This window comes from Streptomyces bambusae, from assembly GCF_020532645.1.
Lineage (GTDB): Bacteria > Actinomycetota > Actinomycetes > Streptomycetales > Streptomycetaceae > Streptomyces > Streptomyces bambusae.
The window spans coordinates 40,926-67,106 of the sequence record NZ_JAJAUZ010000009.1; the positions used below are offsets into that span (position 1 = coordinate 40,926).

Sequence of the window (26,181 nt, forward strand, 5' to 3'; positions counted from 1 at the left end):
GTCTTCACAAGTGTCTGAGGCTGTGGTCGGCCTCCTTGGAGTTCGGGATCGGTGCGAGGTCGAAGTTCACCTCGCCCTGGTGTCTGCCGCGGGCGTCGCAGTGCTCGAAGCGGCCGTGCTGGGTGTCCACCGAGTACAGGTGCCCGGTGCCGGGATCCCGGTAGACGTCACGGTTGTTCAGGGAGGAGAGGCGCCGGTCGAACTCGAACCCGTGCCGGGCGGCCTGCCGTTCGGCCTCCCCGGACACCCGCGCGACCCGCTCTCCGGGGGTCAGTCCGGCGAGGGAGGCTTCCCAGGCCCGTACGTCGAAGGCGGCCGCGCCGCCGGCTGCCGCGCCGCCCGCGGGGGCGGGCGGCGCCATCTTGCGCATGTCCTGCTGGAGCTCCCGGGCGAGTCCCTCCAGGTTGGAGAGCTCTTCCCGCATCGCCTCGCGCACGCCGGGGTCGTCGGCGAGCAGCTGGGCCGCGGCCTCGGTGTCCTGCTCCAGCTGGGACAGCCTGGCGTCGAACTGCCGGAAGGCCGGGTTCGAGGCGTTGGCGGCGGCCAGTTCGCGGCAGGCCCGCAGTCGTTGCCGGGCCGGGCCGGGGAGCCGTAGCAGCACCTCACGCTCGGCCGCGGCGGCCTGCCGCTCCAGGGAGGCCGCCTCGCGCAGCAGGGCGGTCTCCTGGGCGGTGCGCTCCGCGTCACTGAGGCCTTCGGCGGCCTTGACGGCGCGGGCCCGCTCGGAGATGCGCTCGGCCTCCGCGATCAGCCGGGCGCCCTCGCCGGGTGCCTGTTCCGCGGTGAGGGCGCGGGCCCGGCCGATGATGTTCTGCAGCAGCTCCATGCACTGGTCGCTGCACCGGATCAGGCGGCCGTCGGCGAGCAGGGTGATCTCGTGGGTCTCGCGCAGTGCGGTCTCGGCGACCTGCACCTCCCGGCTCGCCCCGCGCCCGGCCGCCCGGCCCCCGGCTCTCGCGGCGCCGCCGGCGGGACCCAGCCCGTACGAGAACCTCAGGTAGCGCACCAGGAGCGCGAACAGCCCTTCCGCCGCCTCGACGAGGGGGGCCAGCGCGCGGTTGCCCGCCGCGAAGCTGCGGAACCCGGCGAGTGCGGCCCGGGCCGGCGCCAGTGCCTCGGCGGCCTGGGCACCCGCCTCGACCAGTCTGACGACAGCGCGCAGTCCGGACAGGGCCTCCTTGAGTGCCGTGTAGCCGCCCTCGGTCAGGACCAGGAGCGTCACTTCGAAGACGGCGGTGCCGGCCACCCAGCCGATGCCCTCGCCGAGGGCGCGGTCGGGACGGCTCATGAACCTCAGCAGGGCGTCGGAGAGTTCGGCGCCGACCGCTTCCACCCCGCGCAGGGCGGCGCTGACCAGTTGGTCGGCCATCTGGATGATCGCCAGCGGGTCGGTCCGTCCGGCGGTGAGCCGGGCCAGGGCGGCGGAGATCTGCGGCCCGAGCCGGTCCAGGGCGGCCTGCACGTCCGCTTCCAGCTGCCGCCGGGAGTCGCCGTGCGCAAGGGTGGACAGCAGGCGCAGCTGCGCGGCCTGGACCTCGTACCCGATCTTGAGCAGGTCCCAGAGCAGCACGAACGGGCCGGTCACCCCGTCCCAGAGGCCGGAGAGCAGGCCCTGGAGGAAGCCGAGGGCGAAGTCCTCGCTGGGGCTGAGCACGATGCGGGCCATCCGGTCGGCGATCCGCACTTTGGTGCTCTGCGGGTAGCTCAGCGCCCGTTCCAGAGCGCCGATGGCCACGTGCTGGAGGATGGTGCCGACCGGCAGTCCGGGCGGGCCGGGGATCCGGGCGGTACGGGCGGCTGCGAGGCAGGCTCGCAGGACCTGGTCGATGAGGGGCCCCTTGAGCGCCTCCGGGATCTCCTCCCAGGCGATGGCCGAGAGTACGACGGGCAGCCGGGCGGGGTTTTGGACGCAGTCGGCGACCAGTCCCGCGGCCCGGGCCACGGCGGGGCCCGCGGAGCTGACGCTCCGCCATGCGTCGCTGAAGAAGTCCCGCTGGACCACGGGCTCTTCGGCCTCGTTCGCCGGGCCGGAGCGACATTCCTCGCAGCAGTCGCCGCCGGAGCTGCCGCACTTGCCGGAGCTGTCGGAGTTTCCGGAGCTGCCTGAGCGTTGGACGGCGAGGGCGCCGGTCACGGCCTTGTTGCCGGCGGCGCGTTGCAGTTGGAGGGCCTGCCGCGGGGACATCCCGGCCCGGAGCGGGGGCGTGGCCGCCGGGCGCGGTGCCGGTTCGGGCCCGGCGGCCCCGGGGGTGCCCGTCGAGGTGCCGGCACGGGTCCCCGGCTCCCGCACGGCGGTGCCGGGCAGTCGCTGTCCCATGCGCCCCCTCCTCGACGGCCCCCGTCCCGGCCAGAGGAAATGGTGACAGCGCCCGGCCCCACCGGACATGCCCTTACGGGCACCCGCTCGGCTCATCCTCCGCTGCGGGGAGCCTGCGGAGCAGACGCCCGTCCCGCAGCCCTGTCGTCACCGCGTCACGGTCGGCCGCCCGACCGTCAGGCGGCGGCGAGTCCGTCCGCGAGGAACTCGTCCACGTGCTTCTGTGCCCGGCGGTCGAAGTCGGCGTACTGCGCCTCGCGCTCGGCGCCGGCGACCGCTTCGCCGACCAGCAGGTTGCCCTCGGCGTCGATGCGCTGCGGCCGCTCCTCCGCGTCGAGGAGCAGTCCCACGGTGGAGCGGGAGAAGCCGCAGTAGTAGGCGATGCCGTCGCTCAGGTTGGTTTCGAGGACGGACTGCATCGAGTCCGCGAAGGGGTCGTCGGAGGTGGCGCCGGCCAGGGCCAGCCACAGCATGCGCTTGCCCGCCAGGCGGGGCTTGCTGCGGCCGTAGGCGAACCCGTAGTTCCACACGCGGTCGATCCATCCCTTGAGGACGGCGGGCACGCTCTGCCAGTACACCGGGAAGACGGCGACGACGGCATCGGCGTCGAGGATCCGCCGCATGTGGGCGTGCGTCTCGTCCGAGTACGGCTTCTCCCGGTTGCCCCAGTCCGGCTGGTCCTGCGCGTTCATGCGAGGGTCGAACCCCTCGGCGTGCAGGTCGAGCCAGTCGATGCGGTATCCGGCGGCCTCGAGCCGGGCGGCCGCACGGCGGGCGGTGTGGGCGGTGAGGGAATCGCTGCGGTGGTGCGCGACGACCACGAGGGCCGTCCTCGTCTCACGGCTGTTGTCGCTGCTGCTGTGGCGGCTGCTACTGCTGTGACTGCTGCTGTTGTCGTTGCTGTGCTGCGGCACGGTGTCTCCCGAGGGCTCGATCTGTGCGGTGAGTCCAGTACAGCCGCGGCGCCGTGGATGATCCATGGGAGAAACTCTTCAGGACATAGGAGATCGTCTACGATTGTGCGGTGGATCCTCTGAGTTCGCTCCTGAGCGGCATCCGGGCCGAGGGCTCGATCGTCAGCAATGCCGTCCTGACGGCGCCTTGGAGCATCACCTTCGCCGATGCCGCTCCGCTCACCATGGTCAGCGTGCTCCGCGGGGGCGGCACCCTGCTGCTGTCCGACGGCACCGAGCGGGCGATCGACGCGGGTGACACGGCCATCGTCCGAGGGCCTGCCCGGTTCCGCCTCGCGGACGAGCCCGCCACCGTCCGACGCCCGCACACCGCGTACGAGATCAACTGCTTCACCGCGGACGGAGCGTGCACCGGCCGGGAACTCGACGGCATCCGCTGGGGCACCGGCCCGGAGGGGGCGACCGCGCTGGTCGTGGGCGCCTACCGCGCCTCGGGGCACCGCCACGAACGGCTCCTGCGGGCCCTGCCGCCCGTCCTGGTCATCACCGAGGACGCCGAGGTCTGCGCCTGGCTGGAGAACTCCGCCGCCGACGCCGCGCGGCTCTCGGCCGGTTCGCAGGCGCTGATGGACCGGCTCCTCGACTGGGCTCTGGTCTGCACGCTGCGCACCTGGTTCGACCGGGCGGGTGCCGACGCGCCGAGCTGGTACCGCGGCCTCGCCGACCCGGTCCTCGCCCCGGCCCTGCACGCCTTCCACGGGCGGCCCGCCGACACGTGGACGGTCGCGTCGCTGGCCGCTCAAGCCGGCGTCTCCCGGGCGCTGTTCGCCCGGCGCTTCACCGAGCTGATGGGACGTCCGCCCCTCGCTTACCTCACCGAGTGCCGCATGGACGACGCCGAGGCGATGCTGGCCGACACCGACCTGAGCATCGCGCAGATCGCCAAGGCCGTCGGGTATGCCGACGCCTTCGGTTTCAGCGCCGCCTTCAAACGCCACAAGGGCCTCAGCCCCAGCACCTTCCGCAGCACGGCGGCCTGAGGGGGGGGGCACGCGGCCGCGGGAAACGGGCCCTCCCGGGTCGGCGCCGCGCGGGGCGCTGAGCCGGGCGGTGGCCGGCGGAACGGCCGGGCGATGGCCGGCGGGGCGGCCGGGCGATGGCCGGCGGGGCGGCCGGGCCGGGTGCGTGGCGGACCGGTGAAGGCCACCCCCGTGGACCTCCACCCCGGTGAGACCGGTCGTTGCCGCGGTCTCTCCTCTTGCCCTCTTCCCCGCACCCGCACGGCTCGCCCCGGCCGGCCCCGCCTCTCACGTCACCCTACGGTCGCGGAGGACCGCGGGGCAGGGACCGCACGTGCCAACCAGGGGACCTTGCGCGCCATCCCTTGAACTACGATCACCCTCCATGGTTTTGCCCGATCACCAGGGGACGATGTCCGCCGCCCTCACCCGTGTCAGCATGGACACGGCACGGCTGCTGGGCGTGGACGCCCATGAGTACGTAAACCTGTTGGGACTGGCCCCCGAGCAACTGGACGACGACGGCTGCCGAGTGCCGTCCGCCACGAACATCCGCCTGGCGGAGCTGAGCATCGCGCGCGTGCCGTGGAACGAGCTCGCGGTCCGGCTCGCGAGCCGGTCGCCCATCGGCAGTCTCGGCGTGTGGGACTACCTGATCACGTCCGCCGCGACACCCCTCGAAGGGATCCGGGAGGCGTCGGACCTCTTCGCCACCGTCGCCGACACCGGTACGGACAGCCTCAGCGTCACCGTGGACGGCGACCACGTCACCGTCAGCCACACCAACCGGGCCGACGTGGGCCATGAGGCGGCCTGCGCGATCCGTGCGTTCGGACTGGGGCTGTACCGCCGGCGCCTCTGCGAAGCGGCGGCCCGGGACCTCGTACCGCTCAGAGTCTCGCTCGCCACCAAGGCACCCCACCGGCACGACAACCTGATCGAGCTCTACGGCACCAGAAGCATCGACTTCGAGGCTCCGGTCAGCTCGATCACCTTCCTCGTCTCCGATCTGACGGTTCCCAACCCGCTCGCCCAGCCGGGGCTGTCGACGGTCTTGCGGCGGCATGCCGAGCACACCCTGACCGCCGCGGTCCCCCTGCACTCCTGGCTGGACCTCTTCCGCAGTGCGCTGGCCTCCTCCCCCGACCAGACGGCTCCGACGCTGGCGGCCGTGGCACGGCACATGGGACTGAGCACGCGCACCCTGCAGCGCCGCCTCGACGAACACGGCACCAGCTGGAGCAGGGAACTCGAGGACGGCCGGCGCGACCACGTGACGCGGCTGCTGCACGACACGACGCTCAGCATCGACGCCGTCGCCGCCCGGACTGGCTACGCCGACGCCCGCGCCCTGCGCCGAGCCGTCCGGCGCTGGCACGGCACCACACCCGCCGCCCTCCGTCACGGCGCCTGACGTCGGCGTCCCTGCGGGGGCCGCAGCTGCTGCACGGCAAGGCCGGTCAGGTGTGGTCGATGAACCAGTCCGTGCAGGTGCTCACGTTGGAGTCGTGGGGTCGCATGCAGGCACGGACCGCGTACGACTTGCCGCTCTGCTGGAGGGCGACGGTCGAGCTCTGGACGTAGTTCCAGGACGCGTTCCACCAGGTCGCCTCGAACGGGCCGCACTGCTTCCAGCCGCCGTTCGCCTGCACGGTCGCATCGCTGGGGTGCCCCGGCGAGCCGCCCATCGTGAACAGCTTGAGGCTGCGGTCGATCCACACCTTGTCGTACCGCTGGACGTCGCCCTCGATCGCGGCCTTCGCGTACGAGTCGGTGATCTTGGCCGTGTACAGCGTGATCGTCCGGCCCGAGGCGGACCTGCTGCCGGAATTGCCCACCGCGTCGTTCTCCCCGATGTTGTCGCAGTCGCCGGTGGTGGCGATGCCGGACACCGGACGGGCCTCGGCCGAACCGGCCAGCCCGATGGACGACACGGCCACCGCCACGGCGAGGACCGCTCCCCTTGAGATACGCATGATCGTTTCCCCCTCGATCTGTACCGCCCCCCGGACGGCACGGTGTGCTCGGCGGCGGGATCCGCCTGGGCAACAGAGTGCCCCACGCGTGCTGAACGGCACCTGAAGATCGTCCGGGAGCCTCCGGTCTCCCTCCGGCCGCGCCGGGGAAGGCTGCCGTCATGCGCATACTGGTGGTCGAGGACGACAGGCGGCTCGCCGAGCTGCTCCGGCGGGGTCTGGTCGGAGAAGGCTTCGCGGTGGACACCGCCCACGACGGGCGGCACGGCCTGGAACTGGCGGCAGGGAACGACTACGACGTGGTCGTCCTGGACGTGATGCTGCCCGGGCTCAACGGCTACCGGGTCTGCTCCGGGCTGCGTGACGCTGACATCTGGACGCCGGTGCTGATGCTGACGGCGAAGGACGGCGAATACGACGAGGCCGAGGGCCTCGACACCGGCGCGGACGACTACGTCACCAAGCCCTTCTCGTTCGTCGCCCTCACCGCCCGACTGCGCGCGCTGGTGCGTCGCGGCAGCCGGGAACGGCCCGCCGTCCTCCGCGTCGGCGATCTGGAGATCGACCCCGCGGCCCGCCGGTGCCGGCGGGGCGAGGCCGTCGTGCCCCTGACCACCCGTGAGTTCTCCGTACTGGAGTACCTCGCGCGCCGGCAGGGAGAGGTGGTCACGAAGGACGAAGTCCTCGACCACGTGTGGGACAGCGCCTTCGAGGGTGACGTGAACCTCGTCGAGGTCCACGTCAGTGCGCTGCGCCGGAAGATCGACCAGCCGTTCGGGCGACGGACCATCCACACCGTGCGGGGTGCCGGATACCGGCTCGAACCGGGCGCGCCGCAGTCATGAAGCGCCGTCTGCGACTGCCGCGCCGGTGGCGGCACATCACGTTGCGGTGCCGCCTCGCCCTGATCGTCGCGCTGACCGCGCTCGTACCGCTGTCCGCGGGTGCGGTGACGGCCGTGCACGCCCTGCGCCCGTACCTCTTGCAGGAAGGGCTGACCTATACGCGTGGGGAGTGGGCCCAGGCCTTTGCCGGAGACGGTTCCGTGACCGGTACTGTGGTCGCCGAAAGGCTCCGGAAGAACCCGCGGTTCACCCTGCGGAAGGTGACCACGTCGTACCCGCCGGAGCGGGGAGCGCTGTCCTTGTGGCCGTGGACGGACCCGGAGAGCACCCGCCCGGTTCCCGTCGCCGAGATCTACCACGATCCGGCGAAGGGCGGCGTCCCCGACTGGTGGGTCTACAACCGGCTCGCCCACGAGCAGCGGCTGCTCAACACCGTGGGCTGGAGCCTGGCGGGTGCCGTGGTTCTGATCAGTGCGACATCGGCCGGTGTCACCTGGGCCGTGGCGGGCCGGGTGCTGCGGCCGGTGGGCGCGATACGGTCCCGGTTCGCCGAGCTCACTGCGCACGACCTGAACCAGCGCGTCCCCGTCCCCGACAGCGACGACGAGGTCGGCCGGCTGGCCCGCACAATGAACGGGACCCTGGAGCGGCTGCAGCAGTCCGTGGAGAAGCAGCGGCGTTTCGTCGCCGATGCCTCCCACGAACTGCGCACCCCGCTGGCCGCGCTCCGTGCCGAGCTGGAGATCGCCCTCGCGCAGCCCGGGAGGGCCGACTGGCAGGACGTCGTGGCCGGGGCCCTCGGCGACACCGAACGCCTCCAGCAGCTCGTCTCCGACCTGCTGCTGCTCGCCCGGCTCGACTTCGAGGGGGAGGGGGAGGGGGAAGGGCAGAGGCAGGCCCGGCCCGTGGACCTCGTCGCCCTCGTGGGCGAGGAGGTCGCACGGCGGCGCCCGCCGGCCCGGCTCACGGTCACCCTGTCCGTCCCTCCGGGCGACGTGACGGTGACGGGCCATCCGGGCCTGCTCCGCCGAGTGGTCGGAAACCTCGTCGACAACGCCGAACGCCACGCCGCCGGTTCCGTGGCCGTGACGCTCGCCGTGGACACCACCGAGACGCACGCCCTCATATCGGTCGAGGACGACGGCGCGGGGATACCGGTGGCCGACCGGGAGCGGGTCTTCGAGCGGTTCACCCGCCTGGACGAGTCACGCACGCGCGACAGCGGCGGAACCGGCCTCGGGCTGGCCATCGTGCGGCACATCACCACCCTGCACCGGGGCTCCGTCGACATCACGGACAGCCGGGCCGGCGCACGCTTCCTCGTACGGATTCCGCTGGCGAACAGGCCGGCGGCGCGATGAAGGCCGCAGCACCGGGGCACCGCGCGTTTCACCCGCAAAAGTAGTTCGTGCATACTTTTGCGGGCGGATTATGGCGTTCCGGCTGACCGCGATGACCGCACCACATCAGGGGACACGCAGACATGCACACCGGTACACCCGGCGCCGGCGGCTTCGGCTCGCTCCTGCACCGGCTGCGGACGGAGGCCGGGCTGAGCCAGGAGGAGCTGGCACACGCTGCGGGGGTGAGCGTGCGGGCGCTGTCGTACATGGAGCGCGGACACTCGCGGGGGCCGCAGCGCCGCACCGTGCAGGCACTGGCCGACGCCCTCCGCCTGGACGAGGACGGCGCCCGGGAGCTGGAACGCACCGCGAGCCTGGGCCGTCCGCGGAGGGCCCGCACCGCGGACGCACCACCACCGGCGGTCGTACCGGCCGCTGTCGGGCAGATCGCCGCGCCGGATCTGCTGCCGCGCGCACCGCGCGGCTTCTACGGGCGGACGGCGGAACTCGACGCCCTGTCCTCCGCGGCCGAAGGCGAGGCGCCCGTCTGCCTGGCCGTCGGGCCCGCCGGGGTCGGGAAGACGGCCCTTGCGCTGCACTGGGCCCACCTCAACCGTGCGGCCTTTCCCGACGGGCGGCTCTACGCCGACCTGCGCGGCTTCGCCGACGCGGGCGAGCCCACGCTCATGGAGGTGCTGCGGGAGTTCCTGCCCGCGCTCGGTGTGCCGCGCGAACGGATACCGGAGTCGGAGAACGGCGCGGCCGCACTGTTCCGGTCGCTCGCCGCCGACCGCCGGCTCCTCGTCGTGCTCGACAACGCGCGGGACTCCGGGCGGGTCAGGCCGCTCCTTCCCGGGGGTCGCCGCTGCGTGACCGTCGTGACGAGCAGACACCGGCTGCCGGGGCTGATCGTCACCGACGACGCCCGGCCCGTTGCGGTGGACCTGTTCGGCCCGCAGGACGGCACCCTGCTCCTCGCGTCGGTGCTCGGCACGGAGCGCGTGGCCGCAGAGCCGGCGGCTGCGCGACGGCTGGCCGAGCTGTGCGACGGGCTTCCCCTGGCGCTGCGGGTGGTGGCTGCCCGGTTGACGCAACGCCCCGGCCTGTCCCTGGACGCGATGGCTGCCGAGCTGTCCGACGAGACGCGCAGGCTGAGCCTGCTGGAGGTGGAGGACACCGGTGTGCAGGCGGCGCTGCGGCTGACGCTGCAACAGCTCCCGCAGGACGTCTCCCACCTGTTCGCCCACCTCGGCCGCCACCCCGGTGCGCACGTGGACCGGTATGCGGCGGCAGCCCTGGCGGGTACGGCTCCGGAGGCCGCCGAAGCCGCCCTTGAGGTGCTGGCCGCCGCGCACCTCGTCACGGAGACGGCGCCCGGCCGATGGACCCTGCACGATCTCGTGCGGCTCTACGCACGGAGCCTGGATGCCGCGCCCGGCGTGCTCACGCGCGTGCTCGACCACTACATCGCCACGGGTCTCGCGGCCGTCGCGGCGGCGGAACCCGGCAACGAGGCGTGCTTCCCGCTGCCGGCGGACCACCTGCCGCCGGCCGCCGTGCGGGAGTTCGGCGATCGGTCCGCCGCCGTGGCCTGGTACGCGGCGGAGCGCGATGACCTGACGCGTGCGGTGGCTGCGGCGCAGGCCGCCGGGCTGCACGGCAGGACGTGGCGGATCGTGCTGACGCTGTGGCCGCTGATCGTGTGGCGGGTACGGGACGGCTGGGTCTCGCTCCTGGAGGCCGGACTCGAGGCGGCCCGGGCCGACGCCGACCGGCACGGCGAGGCACGGGTGCTGAACGTGCTCGGCTGGGTGCTGATCGAGGAAGGGCGCATCGAAGAGGCGCTGACCCACCTCAGGGCGGCGTCCGCACTCGCCTCCACGGCGGGCGACCCGGCGGCCGAGGCGAACGCCCTGCTCGTGCTGGCCATGGCGCAGGCGGCACTCGGCGGCCTGGACGAGGCGGCGCAGGGGTGCGAGCGGGCGGTGGAACTGGCCCGCGAGGCCGACGACCGGACCATCGAAAGGCTGGCCTTGCAGCACTTGGCCCGGCATCGGGCCGATGCGGGGAAATGGCGCGAGGCCCTCGACACGGCGACCGAGGCGCTGGCCTTCGACGACCGGTCCGGCACGGCCGACATTCCCCGGATACTGCTGCTCATGGTGAGGGGCGAGGCGCTGCACGCCCTCGGCCACGAAGCGGAGGGCATCGCGCAACTCGACCTCGCGGCCCGGGAGGCGGAGTCCGCCGGCTACGAGGACGGCGCGGTACGGGCGCTCGGCGTCCTGCTGAAGATCGCGGCGGACGAGGAACTCCGGGCACGCCACGACGCGGCCGTTGCGCGGCTCACCACGCGGACCTGACGCCGCCCGGCCGGCATGCGCGCGGGAGACCCGGCCGCAGCGAGGGGGCACTGCGGCCGGGCACGGTGGTGATCAGCCCTTGAGCGGGGTGTCGTACTGGGTCCACTTGGACCAGTTGCCGTCGTGGTCGCGGTTGCTGCCCCAGTACTCGCCGATCTGGTCCCAGTAGAACGCCCTGAAGGACCACGGGTCGCTCGTCTCGTAGTCGTGGACGTACACCTTGCTGTACGCCTTGCCGCCCATGGACATCCATCGCGACCACTGCCCGTTGGTGTTGGTCCAGCGGGTCCACACCGCACGGTCGGTGCCGACGACGAACTCCTGCGTCGTGCCGTTGGGCAGGGGGTAGCTGGTCACCCCGTAATCGCAGAAGTAGACGCCGCCTCCGAGCGAGCAGTAATTCGTCGCCTGGGCCGGCGTGGCCATCACCGCGACACTCGCGACCGCGGTGGCCGCGATCACGGCCGCCTTGAGCTTACGGACAAGCATGACTCTCTCTTTCGTACGTGCGACCGGCCCGTCCGGGCGGTGACGCGGTGCTGACAGCAGACGTTCCGGCCGGCGGCCGGCATCCCCCTGTGGGGGTTGCCGGCGCTGTGTCGCCGGATTGCCGACGGTGTGTGGCGGCCTCCGCACCACCTGGGCGCGGGGCGTGCTCCGACCGATGGCCGATTCGCCGAGCGGGGCGGCGAGTCCGGAGCCGGAGAGCCGGCGGCCGAAGACCACACTCCCGTGCGGGGTGAGGGCGGAAACGGTGTGTCCGCGATCCCCCCGGACGCCGGGGCCGTGGCCATGGCCACGGCCGCGGCCGCGATGACGACGCCACCGGCCTTCACCATGGCGCCGGCCCGCGAAGTGATCTTCTGTTTCATGCCGGCTCTTACCTTTTGCTCTGCTTGAGATTTCCCGCTCTGGCTTCCCGGACCGCCGAAGGGGCAGGCCGGGCCGGGGCGCTGTGCGCAGGTGGTGGGGTGTCCTCCCGTGCAGGGCAGCGCCCCGGCGGCAGACACAGTCGATCACGGTGGAGGGGTGCCGTCCCAGGCAGTTCCACCCGCAAAAGTACGGACAGCCAGGGCCGCGGGCGCGGCGGCGGTGTCGACGGGTGGCGGCAGCTGCGCGATGCTGGGGGCGGGGTGCCGCGTCCGGGCGGGTGCGGTCTGCGGAGGGGGCTCGCATGCGCGATATGGCCGTGGTCCTGGTGTCGGCGGCCGTGCTGCTGCTGGTGTACCACGCGGTGCGGCGGAGCGGGGCGGGGCTGCGGGCTGCGGTCGCAGTGGGCGCGGTGGCGAACGCGGCGGTGCTGTACGGCCTGGCGGTCACTCAGCCCGCAGGCTCGGTGGTGACGGTCGCCGTGGTGTCGGCCGTGGGTGCGCTGCACGCCCTGCTGTCCGCGGGGCGGGACGGCCTGCGCAGGGTGGCCGTGCTGGACCCGGCGGGGCTGCGCGGGCTGGTCCGTACGGTCGCGGGCTTGGAACCGCCGCAGCTGATCGGGCTGTTCGTGCCCTACACGGGCGGGCTGATGGTGACGGCGTTCGGCGACGACGCCCGTCCGGAGGGCCGGCAGTTCCGGGTGCCGGCCGGCGACTACTGCCCGTTCTGCCTCGTGGAGGAGCAGGCCCGGGCGCTGACCGGCCCGGACGCGGACGCGCTGCTGGCCGAGTACCGCGGGCACGTCCGGCGCGGCAGCAGCCGCCACGTCCTGATCCGCCGCATGGAACCGGGCGACCCCTGGACCGGCCGGCTCCGCGACCGCGTCGGCTACCGCACCCCGCCCCGCTCCCCCGCCTGCCCGGCCCACGCCCCGACCGGGCCGGGGGCGGGATCCGGTGCGGGGGCGGGACCGGGCGCGGTGTCCTGAGCGGGCGGCCCGGGCCGGTGCGGCCGGCCCCGTCATCGGGGCTGGTGCGGCCGCCCGGGTCCCGCCCCGGTTTCGTGCTCCGGCTCGGCCGGCGCCGCCGGTCCGGTTCCGTTTCAGGCGCCGGACCGCGCCTCGGCCCGGCGGCCGTCCGAGCGGCCGGCACTGGCCCAGCGGCGCATCGCGGGACGCTCGACGTACCGGTGCAGCAGGTGCGCCAGACCGAGCGTGACGGCGAGGGCCAGCAGGCAGAGGGCGAGCGCGGCGACGGTGTCGTACGGCTTGTGCAGGGTGAGGTACCGGGTGGCGCCGATGAGGACGATCGCCTGGACCAGGTAGAAGGCGAAGGACACCTCGCCCAGCCAGTGCACGGCCGGGTGGCGCAGGAGCGACGGGCGGCCGCGCAGGTCGGCGATCGCGACGGCCGGGATCAGCAGGGCGAGCGGGACGACCCAGACCGCGGTGAGTCCGTACAGGTACGGCACGTTCAGGGCCAGCGGGTAGGCGGCCGCGAGCAGGACGAGGGCGTGCAGGGGCCGGATGCCGATCCAGCGGTCGGCGAGCACGATGCGCGCGAGCAGCATGCCGAGGACGAACTCGGCCATCCGGACCGGCGGGAACTGGTACACGAACCAGTTCTGGACGGCGCTCACGGGCCAGCCCGGGATCCGCTGGGCGCCGGGCAGGAGCGCGGTGGCCAGGGCCGGGACGGCCACGATCAGGGCGGCGACGGCGGCCGCCCAGCCCCACAGGCGGGTCGGGGAGATCCGTCGCACGAGCCGCAGCAGCGCCGGGAAGGCGAGGTAGAACAGCAGCTCGCAGGAGAGCGACCAGCTGGGGATGTTCACGCTGAACGACACGGCAGGGTCCCAGGACCAGGCCTGCACCAGGAACAGGTTGGGCAGCGCCTGCTGCCAGCCGGTCGTCGCCCACGCGATGAGGGCGAGGGCCGCGGCGAAGGTGACCAGGTGGTTCGGAACGAGTTTGGCCAGGCGGCGCCGTACGAACCGTCCCGCGGTGTCGCCCGGGGCGGCCGACCAGGTCAGGATGAACCCGCTCAGGAGGAAGAAGAAGGTCACTCCGAGGCCGCCCGCGACCCCGAACACCCGGCCGGTCCACTCGGCGGCGCGGCCTCCGAAGACGCTCAGCTCCGGCAGCGCGAGGTGGTGCGCGAAGACGGCGAGGGCCGCGGCGAAGCGCAGGCCGGTCAGGGACGGCAGGCTGGTGCAGCCGACGGGGACGTCGGGTGTTCTCGCCACGGTCGGCGAGAGGGCCGTGAGGCTCATGAAGGGTTCTCCCGTTGTGTGGTGGCCGGGGCCGGCGGGGCGTCGCGCCTGGATGCGGGACGCGGGGAACCGCACGGCAAAGCACCGCGCGGCGGGTCCCGGAGGGGGACCCGCCGCGCGGTGCCGGCCTGGTGTGTGTGCGTGGATGGTGAGGTGCGTGGTGATGCCGCGGGACGCGCGAGGTGCGTGCGCTGCGCGCCGTGGGGGGCGGGCGGGACGCTGTACCCGTGATGGGCATGGCTCGACCGCCGACGGAAGAGTGACAGCGGATGCGGTCTGAAGTCAACGGTGTGCGTGCGGCTGGTGTGGTTCCACTTTCGCGGGACGGTTCCGCTTGGTGTCCCCGGGCGTCGTTGGCGGACGTCGTCGGCGGAGCGCGTAAGCGGAGCTCGTCAGCGGATGCGGAAGGTGGCCATCATGCCCATCGCCGAGTGGTCGAGCATGTGGCAGTGGTACACGTAGTCGCCGCGGTAGGTGTTGAACGTGACGTGCAGTTTCACCGTCTCGCCCGCCATCACCCGCACGGTGTCCTTGAGCCCTGCCTCGGTGGGTCCGACGGGCTTGCCGCCGCGTTCCAGGACCCGGAACTGGACCAGGTGCATGTGGAAGTTGTGCGGGATGCGGGTGTTGGTGTTGGTGACGTTCCAGATCTCGGAGGTTCCGTGTGCGGCGGTGATGTCGATGCGTTCGGGGTCGTACAGCTGTCCGTTCATGAAGCCGCGGGGCTGCGCGCGGCCGTCCTCGTCCATCTGCATGGTGATGTCGCGGGTCACGACGGGGGCGGGCAGGTCGGCGGCGGCCGGCAGGGTGCGCAGCACCTCGGGCACGCTGCTGGGGTCGGCGGCCGTCCGTACGACGTCGAAGCGGAGCACCTTGCCGACCAGGTCCGGCGAGCCGGGGCCGAGGGTGTTCTCCAGCACCAGCTGCGTGCCCACCGGGTAGCGGGAGAAGTCGATGACGACGTCGGCGCGTTCGCCCGGGGTCAGGACGATGGAGGGGACGTTGACGGGGCGCTCCAGGAGGCCGCCGTCCGAACCGATCTGGGTCATCGTGGAGCCGTCGGACAGGCGCAGGGCGAAGAAGCGCGAGTTGGCGCCGTTGAGCAGCCGGAAGCGGTACTTGCGCGCCGCCACCTGGAAGAACGGCGCAGGTCGGCCGTTGGCGAGAATAGTGGTGCGGCCCGGGTCGGCCATCGCGTAGGCGAGCTGGCCGGTCTCGTCGAACCGGGCGTCGCGCAGGGTGATGGGCACCTCGAACTCGCCGCGGGGGAGCGGGAGCGCGGCCTCCAGTTTGTCGGTGAGCAGGTAGTTTCCGGACAGGCCCCGGTAGACGTGCTCGGACTCCATGTGGTGGGCGTGGTCGTGGAACCACAGGGCCGCGTGCGACTGGCGGTTGGGGTAGACGTACGTGCGCGCGGTGCCCGGGCCGAAGGTGTCCATGGGGGAACCGTCGTGCTCGGGTGCCACGTTCGCGCCGTGCAGGTGCACCGCCACCGGCATGTCGAGGGTGTTGCGCTGGTGGACGACCACCGTGCGGCCCGAACGGGCCCTGATGACCGGTCCGGGGAAGTGGCCGTCATAGGTGAGGACGTCGGTGGAGCGCCCCGGGAAGATCTCGGCGGTGGCCTTGCGGATCGTCATGAGGTAGATGTCCCGGTTGCCCCACCGGAGCATCGGGCGCAGCTCTCGCTGACGCGGCATCGGGACGCTGAACGGGGGGAGCAGGGGGCCGGCCGCGAGCCCTGCGGGGGCTGCGGGGAGGGTGCGCGGGTCGGCGCGGTTGCGCGCCGAGAGCAGGGGGGTGAGGGCGGTGCCGGTGAGGAGCGTGGCGCTCGCGGCGGCGACCGTTGCGCCGAGGACGCTGCGTCGGGTGACCATGGTCGGTCCTCCTGGTGTGCGGGCGGGCAGGAGGGGCCAGGCCGCGCCCGTCGACCGGCATGGCCCCGGGGCCGCCGGCGTTCCGGGGCCCCGGTCCCTGGGTAGTCGCCGCGGGGCACCGGCAGGGCCGTTCCGTGCAGGACTTGTCGTTCGCCTGTGCGAGATCTGACACGGGCGGCCGGGCACCGCCGGGTTCCGGCCGTCCGGGGGGTGCGGACCCGGCCACGACCTGCCGTCGGCCCGTGGATCGCGCGTGTCTACGCTCACCGTCATGACGATCGACTGGATGGCGGAAGACCGGCGCCTGTTGGACGGACGGCGCTACGACCAGGCCCGCCGCCCGCCCTATGCCGAGGTGGGAGCCCCCGCACCGCTGTCCGAGGCGGAGGTCGGCGAGGCGGAGGCGGAGCTGGGCATCACGTTTCCGGCGGAGTACCGCGAGTACCTGCTCCGGCGCAGCGCCGGTGGCGTGGTCAACCGCCTGTGCCGGACCGCTGCGGGCTGGGGGTGGCAGGGGGACTCGCTCACCAACTACGACCTGCTCGCCGTCGCCTTCCCGCACCCCGACTCCTACCTCGCCTACGAGGACGATCTCGACGCACGCGAGCCGCTGGAAGAGGACTTCGCGGACGCCGGCGCCCACCGGGAGGGCTGGAACCAGTGGGACGCCGAGTACGGGGTGTTCCAGGAGCGCAAGACCTCCGGTGCCGTGTTCATCCGCGAGGGCGGCTGCGGCTTCTCCACCCTGCTCGTCGTCACCGGTCCGCACCGGGGCACGATGTGGTTCGACGCCCGCGCCACCTGCGACCGGATCCTTCCGCTCGAACTGGGCGGCCGGCCGGTGTCGTTCAGGGACTGGCTCGGTCACGGGTCCATGGACCTGGTCGCCTGGTGAGACCCCCCGCGTTTCGGAGTGTGATCTTCCGGAGTTAACCCGGATTTTAGTGATCATTTCCGATGATCTTCGTTGGACATCTCAACACCAGGGGGAATTCTTGAGCCAGGGGCAGCACCGCGCCCTCCGGCGCACCACTCTCGGGGTGGCCACCGTCACCGCCCTCGCCCTCGCCGTGCCGCAGGCGGGTGCCGCGGACGGCGCCGTTCGGGCCGGCACCTCGGCGGCGCCGGGTACCGTCGTCCAGGCCAGGGGCATCAGCTTCATCGACTCGGGTTACCAGTGGGGCGGGGTGGGGCTCGACGCCACGCTGCCCGCGGGCACCCGCGGTTCCGTGCGGACGCGGGTCGTGTTCGACAAGCTGCCGCCGGGCGGCTGGACGGCCGAGCGGATCGCCCCGCTGCTCACGGCGGAGTGCTACGTCGGCCTGCCCGCCAGGACGGGTCCGTGCGCCTGGCGGGCCGGGGAGGTCGACACCCCCGAGCAGGGCAAGCTGTTCTTCGACCTGCCCGAAGGCAAGGCCCCGGCGTCGGGCCCGCTGAACCACGTCGCCAAGGTGAGCGCCGCCGCCCACGCCGCCGGCATCGGCGACCTCCGCGGCACCGCCGAGGTGCGGGACTCCTCGGGCAGGCTGTTGGCCACCGGCGACGCGCGTCTCTACTTCCGCGACCCGCAGCGGCCCGCATCCCAGCGCGCCGCCCTCCACGCGGTGGACAAGGCCGGGGTGATGTGGCGGTACGAGACCACGGGCGCCGAGGCGAGCCAGCTCAAGCACCGGGTGCGGGTGGGGCCGGGCTGGCAGGTGTACGACACCGTGACGGCGCTGTCCTCCTTCACCGCCGACGGCCGCGGCGACGCGGTCGCCCGCGACAAGGCGGGCGTGCTGTGGTGGTACGGCGGTTCCGGCAGCACGGTCGAGCCGTTCAAGCCGCGGGTAAAGATCGGCCCCGGCTGGCAGGCATACAACAGCATCGAGGGCGTCGGCGACGTGACCGGCGACCGGATCGAAGACCTGGTCGCGCGCGACCGCGCGGGCGACCTGTGGCTCTTCCGGGGCACGGGCAAGCCCAAGGCCCCGTTCAAGGCGCGGGTGAAGGCCGGCAGCGGCTGGGACCGGTACACGCAGCTCGCCGGGTTCGCCTCCCGTACCCCGTCCGGCCCGACCCACGGCCTGCTGGCCCGCGACAAGGCCGGCGTGCTGTGGACGTACGAGGCCAAGCCGTCGAGCAGTGCCACCAAGCCCTTCGCCACCCGGGTGAAGGTCGGCGGCGGCTGGAACGAGATCGAGAGCATCCACGGCGTCGGCTACTCGAACGGCGACACCTTCGAGGACGCCCTCGTCCTGGAGAAGCGCCTCGGCGGCAGGACCATGGTCGCCTTCCCCGGCCACCCCGCGAAGCTCGGCTCCGACGAGTCAGCGCCGCGCAAGGAAGCCACCGTCGGCCACGGCTGGAACATCTACACCCTCGTGTTCTGAGCCCGCGCGGCCTCTCGCGCACGCAAGCGGTCCCGTACCGGCACCCGGCTGCCGGTACGGGACCGCATCCGCCGGAGGAGCCCCGCGGCGGGGCATGATCGTGCGCATGGAGAACGGACACCTCACACACTCCCCCCCCGCGTACGCCTGCATGCTGGTGCGCAGGCCCGCGGCCCAGGCCTTCGAGGCCTTCGCCGATCCGGCCGTCACGTCCCGGTTCTGGTACAGCAAGAGCAGCGGGCCCATGACCGCGGGGGCCGAGCTGCGCTGGGAATGGGAGACCTACGGGGCGTCGGCCGACGTCCGCGTCCTGGAGGTCGAGGAGGGACGTCTGATCCGCTTCGAGTGGGGCAATTACGAACAGCCGACCACGGTCGAGCTGAAGTTCACCCCGCGGACGGCGCAGGCGACCTTCGTCGAGGCCACGGAGACCGGGTTCGTGGGCTCGGGGGACGACACGGTCCGCTGGGTGAACGACACGGTGGGCGGGTTCACCACCGCCCTGTGCGCGATGAAGGCCCTCCTCGAACACGGCATCGAGCTCAACGCCGTCCCCGACCACCACCCGGCCTGACCGCCCGGCGCTCCGTGGGGCCGTCGCGGGAGGTGCCCGCGACGGCCCGTCAGAGGTGGTTACCGGATGCCGTTGTAGACCTGCCAACCGGTGGCGAGGCGGGTCTGGGTGGTGAAGGTGGCCTTGGCGGTGCCGTTCCAGCGCCAGATGGTGCCGGCGGTGTCGCGGGCGACCAGGTCGGCGTGGCCGTCGCCGGTCAGGTCGCCGGGGACGACGACCGCGTTGAAGGAACCGGCCCACTTGGGTACGAGGGTTGCGCGGGGCCCGAACGTGCCGTTGCCGAGGCCGTAACTGCGCAGCAGGTCCCCGGACTTGTTGACGAGGAGGAGGTCGCCGGTCCCGTCGCCGTTGAGGTCGCCGGCGCCGATGATGTTCTTGTACTCGCCCGCGGTGGTGCTCAGGCGCACGCGGGGGGCGAGGATCCCCTTGCCGGTGGTGGTGTAGAGGTACAGGCCGCCGGACTTGGGGTCGCGGGCGAGCAGGTCGGGGCGGCCGTCCTTGTTGACGTCGCCGGGCGAGGTGAGGAGGTCGTACGTGTTCCAGCCCTTGCCGAGGACCTTGTGCTTGGTGGTGGGCTTGAGGGCGGCTCCGCAGACGGGGGTGTAGAGGCGCATCTCGCCGGTGGCGAGGCGGACCAGGGTGTCGTTGCAGCGGTCCCCGTCGGTGTCGCCGAAGGGGACGGGGCGGAAGCCCTTGGGCCAGCCGGTCGTGGTGCTGCTTCCGCTGAAGTTGCCGGTGGCGCGGTTGCCGTAGGCGATGCGGAGGGAACCGGAGGCGGTGGTCTGGAAGAGGTCGCCGGTGCCGTCCGGGCTGCCCGCCTTGGCGCCGTGGTCGCGGTGGACTGCCGCGCCGCCGGTGACGGTGAGCGTGCCGGACGCCAGGGTGACGGCCTCCGGGCCGCGGACGGCGGTGGCCTTCAGGGTCCAGGTCAGCGGGCCGTTCGGCGCCGGGGTGCCGGCACTGGTGCGGCCGTTCCAGACCGGCTTGAACGTGCTCGCGGCGGTGGCCTGCGTCAGCGTGCGCACGACCCGGCCCGCGGGGTCGGCAAGCGTCAGCGACCACTGGCCGGCAGGCCGGTTGACCTGCCAGGACGGGGTCCACGCCTTGCTCGTCGCGGTCGTCCCGGCGAGGGCCGCCGTGGTGGGGACGGTGGAGGCGGTGAGGGCGAGGTCGGGGGCGTCGGTGGTCCGCGTGGCCAGGAGCTTGCCGGCGCTGGGGCCGGCGAGGGCGGACGCGGTGCCGCCCGGACCGGCCGCGATGCGGGCCGCACTGTCCCAGCCGGGCCCGGGCACGCTGTTGGCCCGGCTCCAGGTGCCGTCGGCCGCGGTGCGGGCCGAGCTGAACAGCTTTCCGGCTTCCAGGTCCGCCCACAGCGCGCGCACGGTGCCGTCCGGACCCATGGCCGAGTGGGACCAGCTGTGCCCGGTCGGCCCGGACAGGCTCTGCGGGGCGGGCCACGCCTGCGCACCGGCGGGCAGGGTCGAGGTGTACGCCTCGTTCGCCCACTCCCCGTCGCGGGAGTTCCACCGCACCGGCTCGTCCCAGACCAGGGTGACGTCGCCGTCGGCACCGACGAGCGGCTGCGAGTTGGTGACGACATTGCCGAGCTTGCCCGCCGGCACCTTCAGGGCCGGTCCCCAGGGCGCGGTCGGCGAGGGGCGGACACTGGTGGTCATGTGGCGGACCGTGCCGTCGTCGAACCGGCCGCCGTCGTTCTGCTCCCACATGACGGCGAGGGCGCCGCCCCGTCCGGCCGCGATGGTCACCCGCTCCATGTGCTCGCCTTCGGCCACGGGCACGGGAGCGCCCCAGTCGCCGCCCGCGGTGCGGCTGACCACGGTGACCACAGTCGGGGCACCGGCCGTGGCCCCGGTCTGCAGGAAGGCGATGTGGACGGTGCCCTGGTGGTCCACCGCGACACGGGAGTCGGCCGCGGAACCGCCCTCGGCGGGCGTGGTGATCGTCTGCGGTGCCGACCAGGTGCCGTCGGCGGCCCGCGTCGCCGTGGCGACCGAGAAGGGTGCGTCCTTGGCGCTCCCCCGCGGGCGATGGCTCCACACGGCCGTGTACGAGCCGCCCGGCCCGGTGGCGAGGTCGATGTCCCACACGGACAGCGCGTCCTTGAAGCCGACCAGTTCCGCGGGCTTCGACCAGGTGCCGCCGGCCGTCGACAGGGTGGCCGCGAAGAGGCGGGCCGCGGGGTCCCCGTACAGGTCGGGCTGCTTGGGGGACACGCCCCACAGAGCCGTGACCGTACCGTCGTCACCAGCGACCAGGCGTATGCCCGAGGTGGCCGCCTCGGTCGCGGCCAGCTGCACCGCCGGCCCCCACGCCTCGGCGTTCGGCCTGCGCACCGCCGCCCAGACCGTGGCCGGGTCCTTCCGCTGCCCCGGCTCGTCGGACCACACGGCCACCTCCGAACCGTCGGAGGCGATGGCGAGCGACTTGCTGCCCTTGACGGCGCTGCCCACCACCGTGCTCCCCTCCCACCCCAGCTGCGGCCCGGCCACAGCCGCCGCAACACCGCCGGCCGAGGCCGCGGCGGTGGCCGCGGACGCCGTCGCAGCGGTCAGCAGCGACGGCAGCGCGCCGCCCGAGACCACGAGCGCGACCGTCGTAACGGCCGCCGCGAGACGCCCACTTGTACGGGTCTCAACCCTCATGTGCACGATCCTTCCCCCGTGTTGTCTGATTGCTCGGAAGGTCCGACCGGCGAGCGGGGCAGAAGGTTGCAAGGAAAGATCGAATTCTTTCCGGGGCTTCCCTGCCGGCGCAGCCGCAGAGGTGATCCACCGCACACCAGCCCGATTGGACTCCCGTCGGCGGTCCCGCGTAGACATGGATCATGCCGGAAGAGTCTCCCGCCCCTGAATCCCCGCTCATCCAGAGCCTGCGCACAGCCGTGTCCGCTGCGCCCGGGGACGTGCCCCTGCGGCTGCACCTCGCCGAGCTGCTGCTGTCCGCGGGACTGCACGACGCGGCGGTGACGGAGGCCGCGGTGGCCTTGCAGCACGCTCCGGGGGACGGAGCGGCGCGGGAGTTGATGGTACGGGCGATGGGAGTGCCGGCCGCGTCCGCCGGGGCGGGGGTGCCGGTGGAACCGGGGGCGCCTGCGGAGTCCCGGGCGCCTTTGGACCCGCGGGCGCCTGTGGAACCGGCGGCGCCTGACGCATCGTCGGTGCCTGACGCATCATCGGCTCCTGACGCATCGTCGGCTCTCGCGGAGACGGTCGTCGCCGACACCGTCGCCGACGACGAGCCGTCCCGCCCCGCCGGGTTCGACTGGCGGGCGGCCGAGCAGGAGGTCGACGGCATCGTCGAGCCCCGCTTCGTCGAGCCTCCGCTCCGTGCCGACGGCAGCGGCGATCCCGGAGACGCCGACGCCTGGGAGGTGTCCGCACCCGGCGTCGTACGGCTCGCGGACGTGGGCGGCATGCAGGAGGTCAAGGACCGCCTCGAAGCCGCGTTCCTCGCGCCGATGCGCAACCCCGAACTGCGCAAGCTGTACGGCAAGAGCCTGCGCGGCGGCCTGCTCCTCTACGGTCCGCCCGGCTGCGGCAAGACCTTCATCGCCCGCGCCGTCGCCGGCGAGCTCGGCGCGAGCTTCCTGTCCGTGTCCGTCAACGACGTCCTCGACATGTGGATCGGCAACTCCGAGCGGAACATGCACGAGGTTTTCGAGACCGCCCGCCGCCAGGCGCCCTGCGTGGTCTTCCTCGACGAGCTGGACGCGCTCGGCGCCAAGCGGAGCCGTACGCAGCACAGCGGCATGCGTAACACCGTCAACCAGCTCCTGACCGAGCTCGACGGCATCGACTCCGCCGCCAACGAAGGCGTGTTCGTCCTCGCCGCCACCAACGTCCCCTGGGACGTGGACATCGCCCTCCGACGTCCGGGACGGCTCGACCGCACGCTGCTCGTCCTGCCGCCCGACGCCACCGCGCGCGAGGCGATCCTCCGCTACCACCTGCGCGAACGTCCCATCGAGGCCGTCGACCTGGGACGTCTCGTCAAGGTGACGGACGGCCTCTCGGGCGCGGACCTGGCCCACGTGTGCGAGTCGGCGGCCGAGAGCGCGCTGCTCGACTCGGTGCGCACCGGCCGGATCCGCATGATCGGGACGAAGGACCTGCTCGACGCCGCGAAGTCGGTGGTCCCCTCGACCGAGCCGTGGTTCGCGGCGGCGCGGAACGTGGCGATGTTCGCCAACGAGGGCGGCATGTACGACGACCTGGTGACGTACCTGAAGAAGAGGCGGAAGCTGTGAGCCAGAACCCGGTGGTGGCGCGCGCCGGCGCGCTGCAGGCGGCCGAGCGGTACGAGGAGTCCAAGGGCGTACTGGCCCCCCACCTCGCCGAGGAACCGGACGACGACTTCGCCTGGCAGATGCTCGCCGTCGCCCACGAGGAACTCGGCGAGTACGAGCTCGCGGAGCAGGCGGCCACGGAGATGCTCCGGATCGTGCCCGGGCACGTCGGCGGGCTCATCCTGCTGTCCCGGGTGCTGCTCCGTCTGGGCAGGCAGCCCGAGGCCCGGGCGGCGGCGGAGGAGGCCGTCCGCAGGGCGCCCGGCGTGTGGACCTCGCATTTCGCGCTGTCCGGCGTGCTCGTCGCCTACGCGACGGTCCCGCCCGCCGATCACGAACGGGCGTACGACGCGGCCTGTGAGGCCGTGCGCCTCGCCCCGGAGGAACCCGACGCCCACCAGGCCGTGTGCTTCGCAGCCGTACGCACGCAGCGTCAGGACGTCGCGAAGCAGGCCCTGTCCGAATGGCTGCGCCTGGACCCGTCCAACAAGACGGCACAGGCCATGTACACCGACGCGATGGCCAGCGGCCCGGACGTCACCGCCGCCCAGGCCGCGGACCTGTACTCCTCTGGCCTGGCGGGCGCACCGCAGTCCCCGATGCTGCACAACGGCCTCGACCACGCCACCTACCGCCTGCTGCGCGGAACGCGCTGGCTCGCGCTGGTCTGCCTGGCGGCCGCGGGCACGATGATCGACCTCTTCGCCACGTCGAAGGACCCGATCCTGCGGGAGCTCCCCGTACCGCTCGGCAACCGGCTCTGGGTACTGACGATCATGGCCGCGGTCTGGGGCTTCGGCGCCCTGCTGCGCTACCGGCGCCTGCGCACCGGAGTGCAGCTCAACATCCGCTCCCTCGTACGCCGCGGCCCCTGGTCCCGGATCGTGCTGGCCCAGGCCGCGTTGACGATGCTCTGCGCCCTGCTGATCTCCCAGATCCCGTGGACGGACCGGGAGGTGCCGGGGGTCCTGTTCTGGACGGGCCTGGTGGCGTCGCTTTCGACGATGGCGTACGACCGGAGGAAGACGGGGTGACGGGGTGATCGGCGGCTGGTGCTCATCGCCGGTCGTTCGTCTCGGCCTGCGGGGCCTGCCCGGTCCGCTGGGAGCGGGTCCAGAGCACGAGGTCGCTGCCGGTGGCGACCGCCGGGGTCCGGCCGTCCGGCGTGGTGCGGTGCAGGCCGCCGCCGAAGCCCTGGACGGTCTCGCCGTACCGCTTCAGTTGCTCCCTGAGCATCGTCGCAGCCTGCGGTACGTGCAGTTCCAGCTCGGCCCAGCCGACGAAACGCAGGCGCTCGGGCATCGGGACGAGGCCGGTGACCGCGTCCCGGAACGCGTCCCAGTTCATCCCGTAGAACGACGGGAAGCGGAGCTCCCGCTTGAGGACGCCGTGGAGATCACGCTCGCTGCGCACCGCACCGACGTCGATCACCAGCTCGAAGTCCGGATCGTAGGAGGGGTCTTCGGGAACACCCCAGAAGGAGGGGAGCCACCAGCACAGGGCTGCGCCGTCATCGGGCCACGGACGGCGCTCTTCGTCCGCGGAATCCTCGAACCAGTCGGTGGCCGGGTCGATCGGGCGCCACGCCGGGTCGAGGGGCTCGTCATCCGCCGGCGGCCGGACGAACCGCCGACCCCGCTGGTCGCAGGCACCATAGGCCCGGAAGTTCTGCTGGGACTCGGCGAGCGACCACCGGTTGGCTCCCTGCGCCCTGAACGGCCATCGGAACTGCACCGGGTCGTCCTCCCAGGCACAGACCGGGCAGATGCCGTAGGAACCGGGCCACCCGTCTTCCACATCGAAGACGAGATGACCACAGCAGGGGCAGGGGCGACGCGTATCCACCGGGCCAGTCTGGTCCGTGCCTCCGGATGGTGGCGAATCGGTTCTTCGGGGGCGGTCGCTTCCGGCCCGAAGCCTATTTATGGCAGCATCGAAAAGCCCCGCACCCGAGCCCCGCAGGCCGCCCTGGCCACCGGGACCGAGGAGGAGGCGGCATGACGACCGCACCCAGGCCGTCCGGCATCCCTCCCATGCCCGAGCGGAACACGAAGGCGCTGCTCGCCGCGATCGCCGAGCACACACCGCAGCTCCTCGCCGACTTCGACACCCACTGGAAGTGGGCCATCGGCGACGCGCACGACATCGCCGCGGTACCGGCGTTCCTCGCCCAGTGGTGGGCCGAGTTCGCCATCGTCCGCGATCCCGCGCTCGACCGGCACATCCACGACCTGGAAAACCGGGCAGCCGGCGCGACGACGAACGCCGAAGCCACGCAGCTGCTCACACAGGCCGCTCACCTTCGGCGCGAAGCAGGGAAGGCGGAGCCCGGCCGGTGAGCGACCTCATGGGGCCGCTCTGGCAGGAAGGTCCGCTCACTCATCCGCTGACGGCCGCGCCATGAGGCATGACCTGCGCACTTCTGGCGCCGCGCCGTCGCGCCACGTGGCGGAGCAGGGCCCAGATCGCCGCGGCGTTGACCAGTGCGCCGACCAGGACCGCGCCGTGGAAGCCGAAGTCGGACCAGATGTCGAGCCCGGTGACGGCGGACGTGTCCGGTGCCACCCAGTCCGAAGGGGGCACGGCGGGCTCCGGAACGAACTCCGCGGGCAGCGGCTCGGGAGGCGGCTGCGCACCCTCGTAGACCGGCCCGCCGACCGGGGCCGACTCCTCCAGGACGTCCGCCGCGGGCCCGAAGGTGCCCAGCAGCAGGAGGCTGACCGGCGCGGTGGCCAGGACCGGCCAGACCCCGAAGAACCCGATGTCCCCGACCCGGCTGCCGACCTCAACGTAGACCAGCATCGCGGCCACCAGGGCCAGGTACCCGCCCGGCACCCACATTTCCGGCTTCGACCAGCGCCGCACCATGACGTTCCCCGTTCCGTTCCGCTTCGTTCGACCTGCGCCCAGTCTCGAAGCTGCCGAGGACCGCCACCTGAGTACGTCTACTCATCCTGCTCGGTCCCGAGTACCCGGTCAGAGTCGTGCACGGCATGCCCGCCTGCCACCTGGGCGACGTGTACGTCGTGCGTCTGCGCTTCGGGGCTCGGCGGACGGCGTTGACTCGCAGTGCTGTTGCCCCCGCTGGAAGGGTGAGAGGGTGCTGGTCGACGTAACTCTGGTGGCGGGGAGTG

Annotated in this window: 21 protein-coding genes; 12 read left to right on the forward strand and 9 right to left on the reverse strand. The window is 72.8% G+C overall.

The genetic code is table 11. The features are described from left to right. Positions 1-4: 4 nt before the first annotated feature. Both LG634_RS08895 and LG634_RS08900 read right to left on the reverse strand, forming a co-directional pair. Positions 5-2,317, reverse strand: coding sequence for a hypothetical protein (locus LG634_RS08895; protein ID WP_226733124.1), 2,313 nt, complete (start codon positions 2,315-2,317; stop codon positions 5-7). Between the two features lie 176 nt (positions 2,318-2,493). Then, the gene (locus LG634_RS08900; RefSeq protein WP_372482393.1) at positions 2,494-3,231 is read right to left on the reverse strand and encodes an NAD(P)H oxidoreductase; all 738 of its coding nucleotides are present in this window, start codon (positions 3,229-3,231) and stop codon (positions 2,494-2,496) included. A gap of 110 nt (positions 3,232-3,341) precedes the next feature. Here LG634_RS08900 and LG634_RS08905 point away from each other — a divergent pair, with 110 nt between their 5' ends. Together LG634_RS08905 and LG634_RS08910 are read left to right on the forward strand one after the other, a co-directional pair. Next, positions 3,342-4,271 carry an AraC family transcriptional regulator gene (locus tag LG634_RS08905; RefSeq protein ID WP_226733125.1) on the forward strand — a complete coding sequence of 310 codons (930 nt, stop codon included), beginning with the start codon at positions 3,342-3,344 and terminating at the stop codon, positions 4,269-4,271. Positions 4,272-4,635: 364 nt separating this feature from the next. Then, the gene (locus tag LG634_RS08910; protein ID WP_226733126.1) at positions 4,636-5,664 is read left to right on the forward strand and encodes an AraC family transcriptional regulator; all 1,029 of its coding nucleotides are present in this window, start codon (positions 4,636-4,638) and stop codon (positions 5,662-5,664) included. A 46-nt stretch (positions 5,665-5,710) separates the two neighbouring features. Here LG634_RS08910 and LG634_RS08915 read toward each other — a convergent pair whose 3' ends face one another. Next, positions 5,711-6,226, reverse strand: coding sequence for a hypothetical protein (locus tag LG634_RS08915; RefSeq protein ID WP_226733127.1), 516 nt, complete (start codon positions 6,224-6,226; stop codon positions 5,711-5,713). Positions 6,227-6,387: 161 nt separating this feature from the next. On the opposite strand from LG634_RS08915, the gene LG634_RS08920 reads away from it, so the two are divergent. The 3 genes from LG634_RS08920 to LG634_RS08930 all read left to right on the forward strand — a co-directional run bounded on the left by LG634_RS08920 (position 6,388) and on the right by LG634_RS08930 (position 10,777). Further along, a complete protein-coding gene (locus LG634_RS08920) occupies positions 6,388-7,071 on the forward strand; it encodes a response regulator transcription factor (protein WP_226733128.1) in 684 nt (227 codons plus the stop codon). Further along, positions 7,068-8,432: a HAMP domain-containing sensor histidine kinase gene (locus LG634_RS08925; protein ID WP_226733129.1), complete on the forward strand. Its 1,365-nt coding sequence runs from the start codon at positions 7,068-7,070 to the stop codon at positions 8,430-8,432. Before LG634_RS08920 ends, LG634_RS08925 begins: the two co-directional genes overlap by 4 nt. A gap of 122 nt (positions 8,433-8,554) precedes the next feature. Continuing rightward, on the forward strand, positions 8,555-10,777 hold the full coding sequence (locus LG634_RS08930; protein ID WP_226733130.1) for a helix-turn-helix domain-containing protein: 2,223 nt from the start codon (positions 8,555-8,557) through the stop codon (positions 10,775-10,777). Between the two features lie 72 nt (positions 10,778-10,849). Here LG634_RS08930 and LG634_RS08935 read toward each other — a convergent pair whose 3' ends face one another. Further along, positions 10,850-11,266 (reverse strand): hypothetical protein, encoded by a 417-nt coding sequence (locus LG634_RS08935; protein WP_226733131.1) that lies wholly within the window; start codon positions 11,264-11,266, stop codon positions 10,850-10,852. 685 nt (positions 11,267-11,951) lie between these two features. On the opposite strand from LG634_RS08935, the gene LG634_RS08940 reads away from it, so the two are divergent. Then, a complete protein-coding gene (locus LG634_RS08940) occupies positions 11,952-12,635 on the forward strand; it encodes a hypothetical protein (RefSeq protein WP_226733132.1) in 684 nt (227 codons plus the stop codon). Between the two features lie 113 nt (positions 12,636-12,748). Here the strand turns inward: LG634_RS08940 and LG634_RS08945 are convergent, their stop codons facing one another. After that, a complete protein-coding gene (locus tag LG634_RS08945) occupies positions 12,749-13,918 on the reverse strand; it encodes an acyltransferase family protein (RefSeq protein WP_226733133.1) in 1,170 nt (389 codons plus the stop codon). 392 nt (positions 13,919-14,310) lie between these two features. Next, positions 14,311-15,795 carry a multicopper oxidase family protein gene (locus tag LG634_RS08950; RefSeq protein WP_226733134.1) on the reverse strand — a complete coding sequence of 495 codons (1,485 nt, stop codon included), beginning with the start codon at positions 15,793-15,795 and terminating at the stop codon, positions 14,311-14,313. A 271-nt stretch (positions 15,796-16,066) separates the two neighbouring features. On the opposite strand from LG634_RS08950, the gene LG634_RS08955 reads away from it, so the two are divergent. The 3 genes from LG634_RS08955 to LG634_RS08965 all read left to right on the forward strand — a co-directional run bounded on the left by LG634_RS08955 (position 16,067) and on the right by LG634_RS08965 (position 18,741). Next, a complete protein-coding gene (locus tag LG634_RS08955) occupies positions 16,067-16,690 on the forward strand; it encodes an SMI1/KNR4 family protein (RefSeq protein ID WP_226733135.1) in 624 nt (207 codons plus the stop codon). A gap of 100 nt (positions 16,691-16,790) precedes the next feature. Beyond that, on the forward strand, positions 16,791-18,167 hold the full coding sequence (locus LG634_RS08960) for an FG-GAP repeat domain-containing protein (protein WP_226733136.1): 1,377 nt from the start codon (positions 16,791-16,793) through the stop codon (positions 18,165-18,167). Positions 18,168-18,273: 106 nt separating this feature from the next. Next, positions 18,274-18,741, forward strand: coding sequence for an SRPBCC family protein (locus tag LG634_RS08965; RefSeq protein ID WP_226733137.1), 468 nt, complete (start codon positions 18,274-18,276; stop codon positions 18,739-18,741). A gap of 59 nt (positions 18,742-18,800) precedes the next feature. Here LG634_RS08965 and LG634_RS08970 read toward each other — a convergent pair whose 3' ends face one another. Further along, entirely contained in the window at positions 18,801-21,404 is a 2,604-nt protein-coding gene (locus LG634_RS08970) for an FG-GAP-like repeat-containing protein (protein ID WP_226733138.1), read from the reverse strand. Between the two features lie 182 nt (positions 21,405-21,586). Between LG634_RS08970 and LG634_RS08975 the strand changes: the two genes are divergently transcribed. Further along, positions 21,587-23,008, forward strand: coding sequence for an ATP-binding protein (locus LG634_RS08975; protein ID WP_226733139.1), 1,422 nt, complete (start codon positions 21,587-21,589; stop codon positions 23,006-23,008). Next, entirely contained in the window at positions 23,005-24,081 is a 1,077-nt protein-coding gene (locus LG634_RS08980; RefSeq protein WP_226733140.1) for a tetratricopeptide repeat protein, read from the forward strand. The genes LG634_RS08975 and LG634_RS08980 overlap by 4 nt, the downstream gene beginning before the upstream one ends. Before the next feature lie 22 nt (positions 24,082-24,103). Here the strand turns inward: LG634_RS08980 and LG634_RS08985 are convergent, their stop codons facing one another. Then, positions 24,104-25,132, reverse strand: coding sequence for a CPCC family cysteine-rich protein (locus LG634_RS08985; RefSeq protein ID WP_308072380.1), 1,029 nt, complete (start codon positions 25,130-25,132; stop codon positions 24,104-24,106). Between LG634_RS08985 and LG634_RS08990 the strand changes: the two genes are divergently transcribed. Further along, positions 25,045-25,386 (forward strand): hypothetical protein, encoded by a 342-nt coding sequence (locus LG634_RS08990; RefSeq protein ID WP_226733142.1) that lies wholly within the window; start codon positions 25,045-25,047, stop codon positions 25,384-25,386. The genes LG634_RS08985 and LG634_RS08990 overlap by 88 nt on opposite strands. A gap of 40 nt (positions 25,387-25,426) precedes the next feature. Here the strand turns inward: LG634_RS08990 and LG634_RS08995 are convergent, their stop codons facing one another. Next, entirely contained in the window at positions 25,427-25,915 is a 489-nt protein-coding gene (locus LG634_RS08995) for an SCO4225 family membrane protein (protein WP_226733143.1), read from the reverse strand. Between the last annotated feature and the right edge of the window lie 266 nt (positions 25,916-26,181).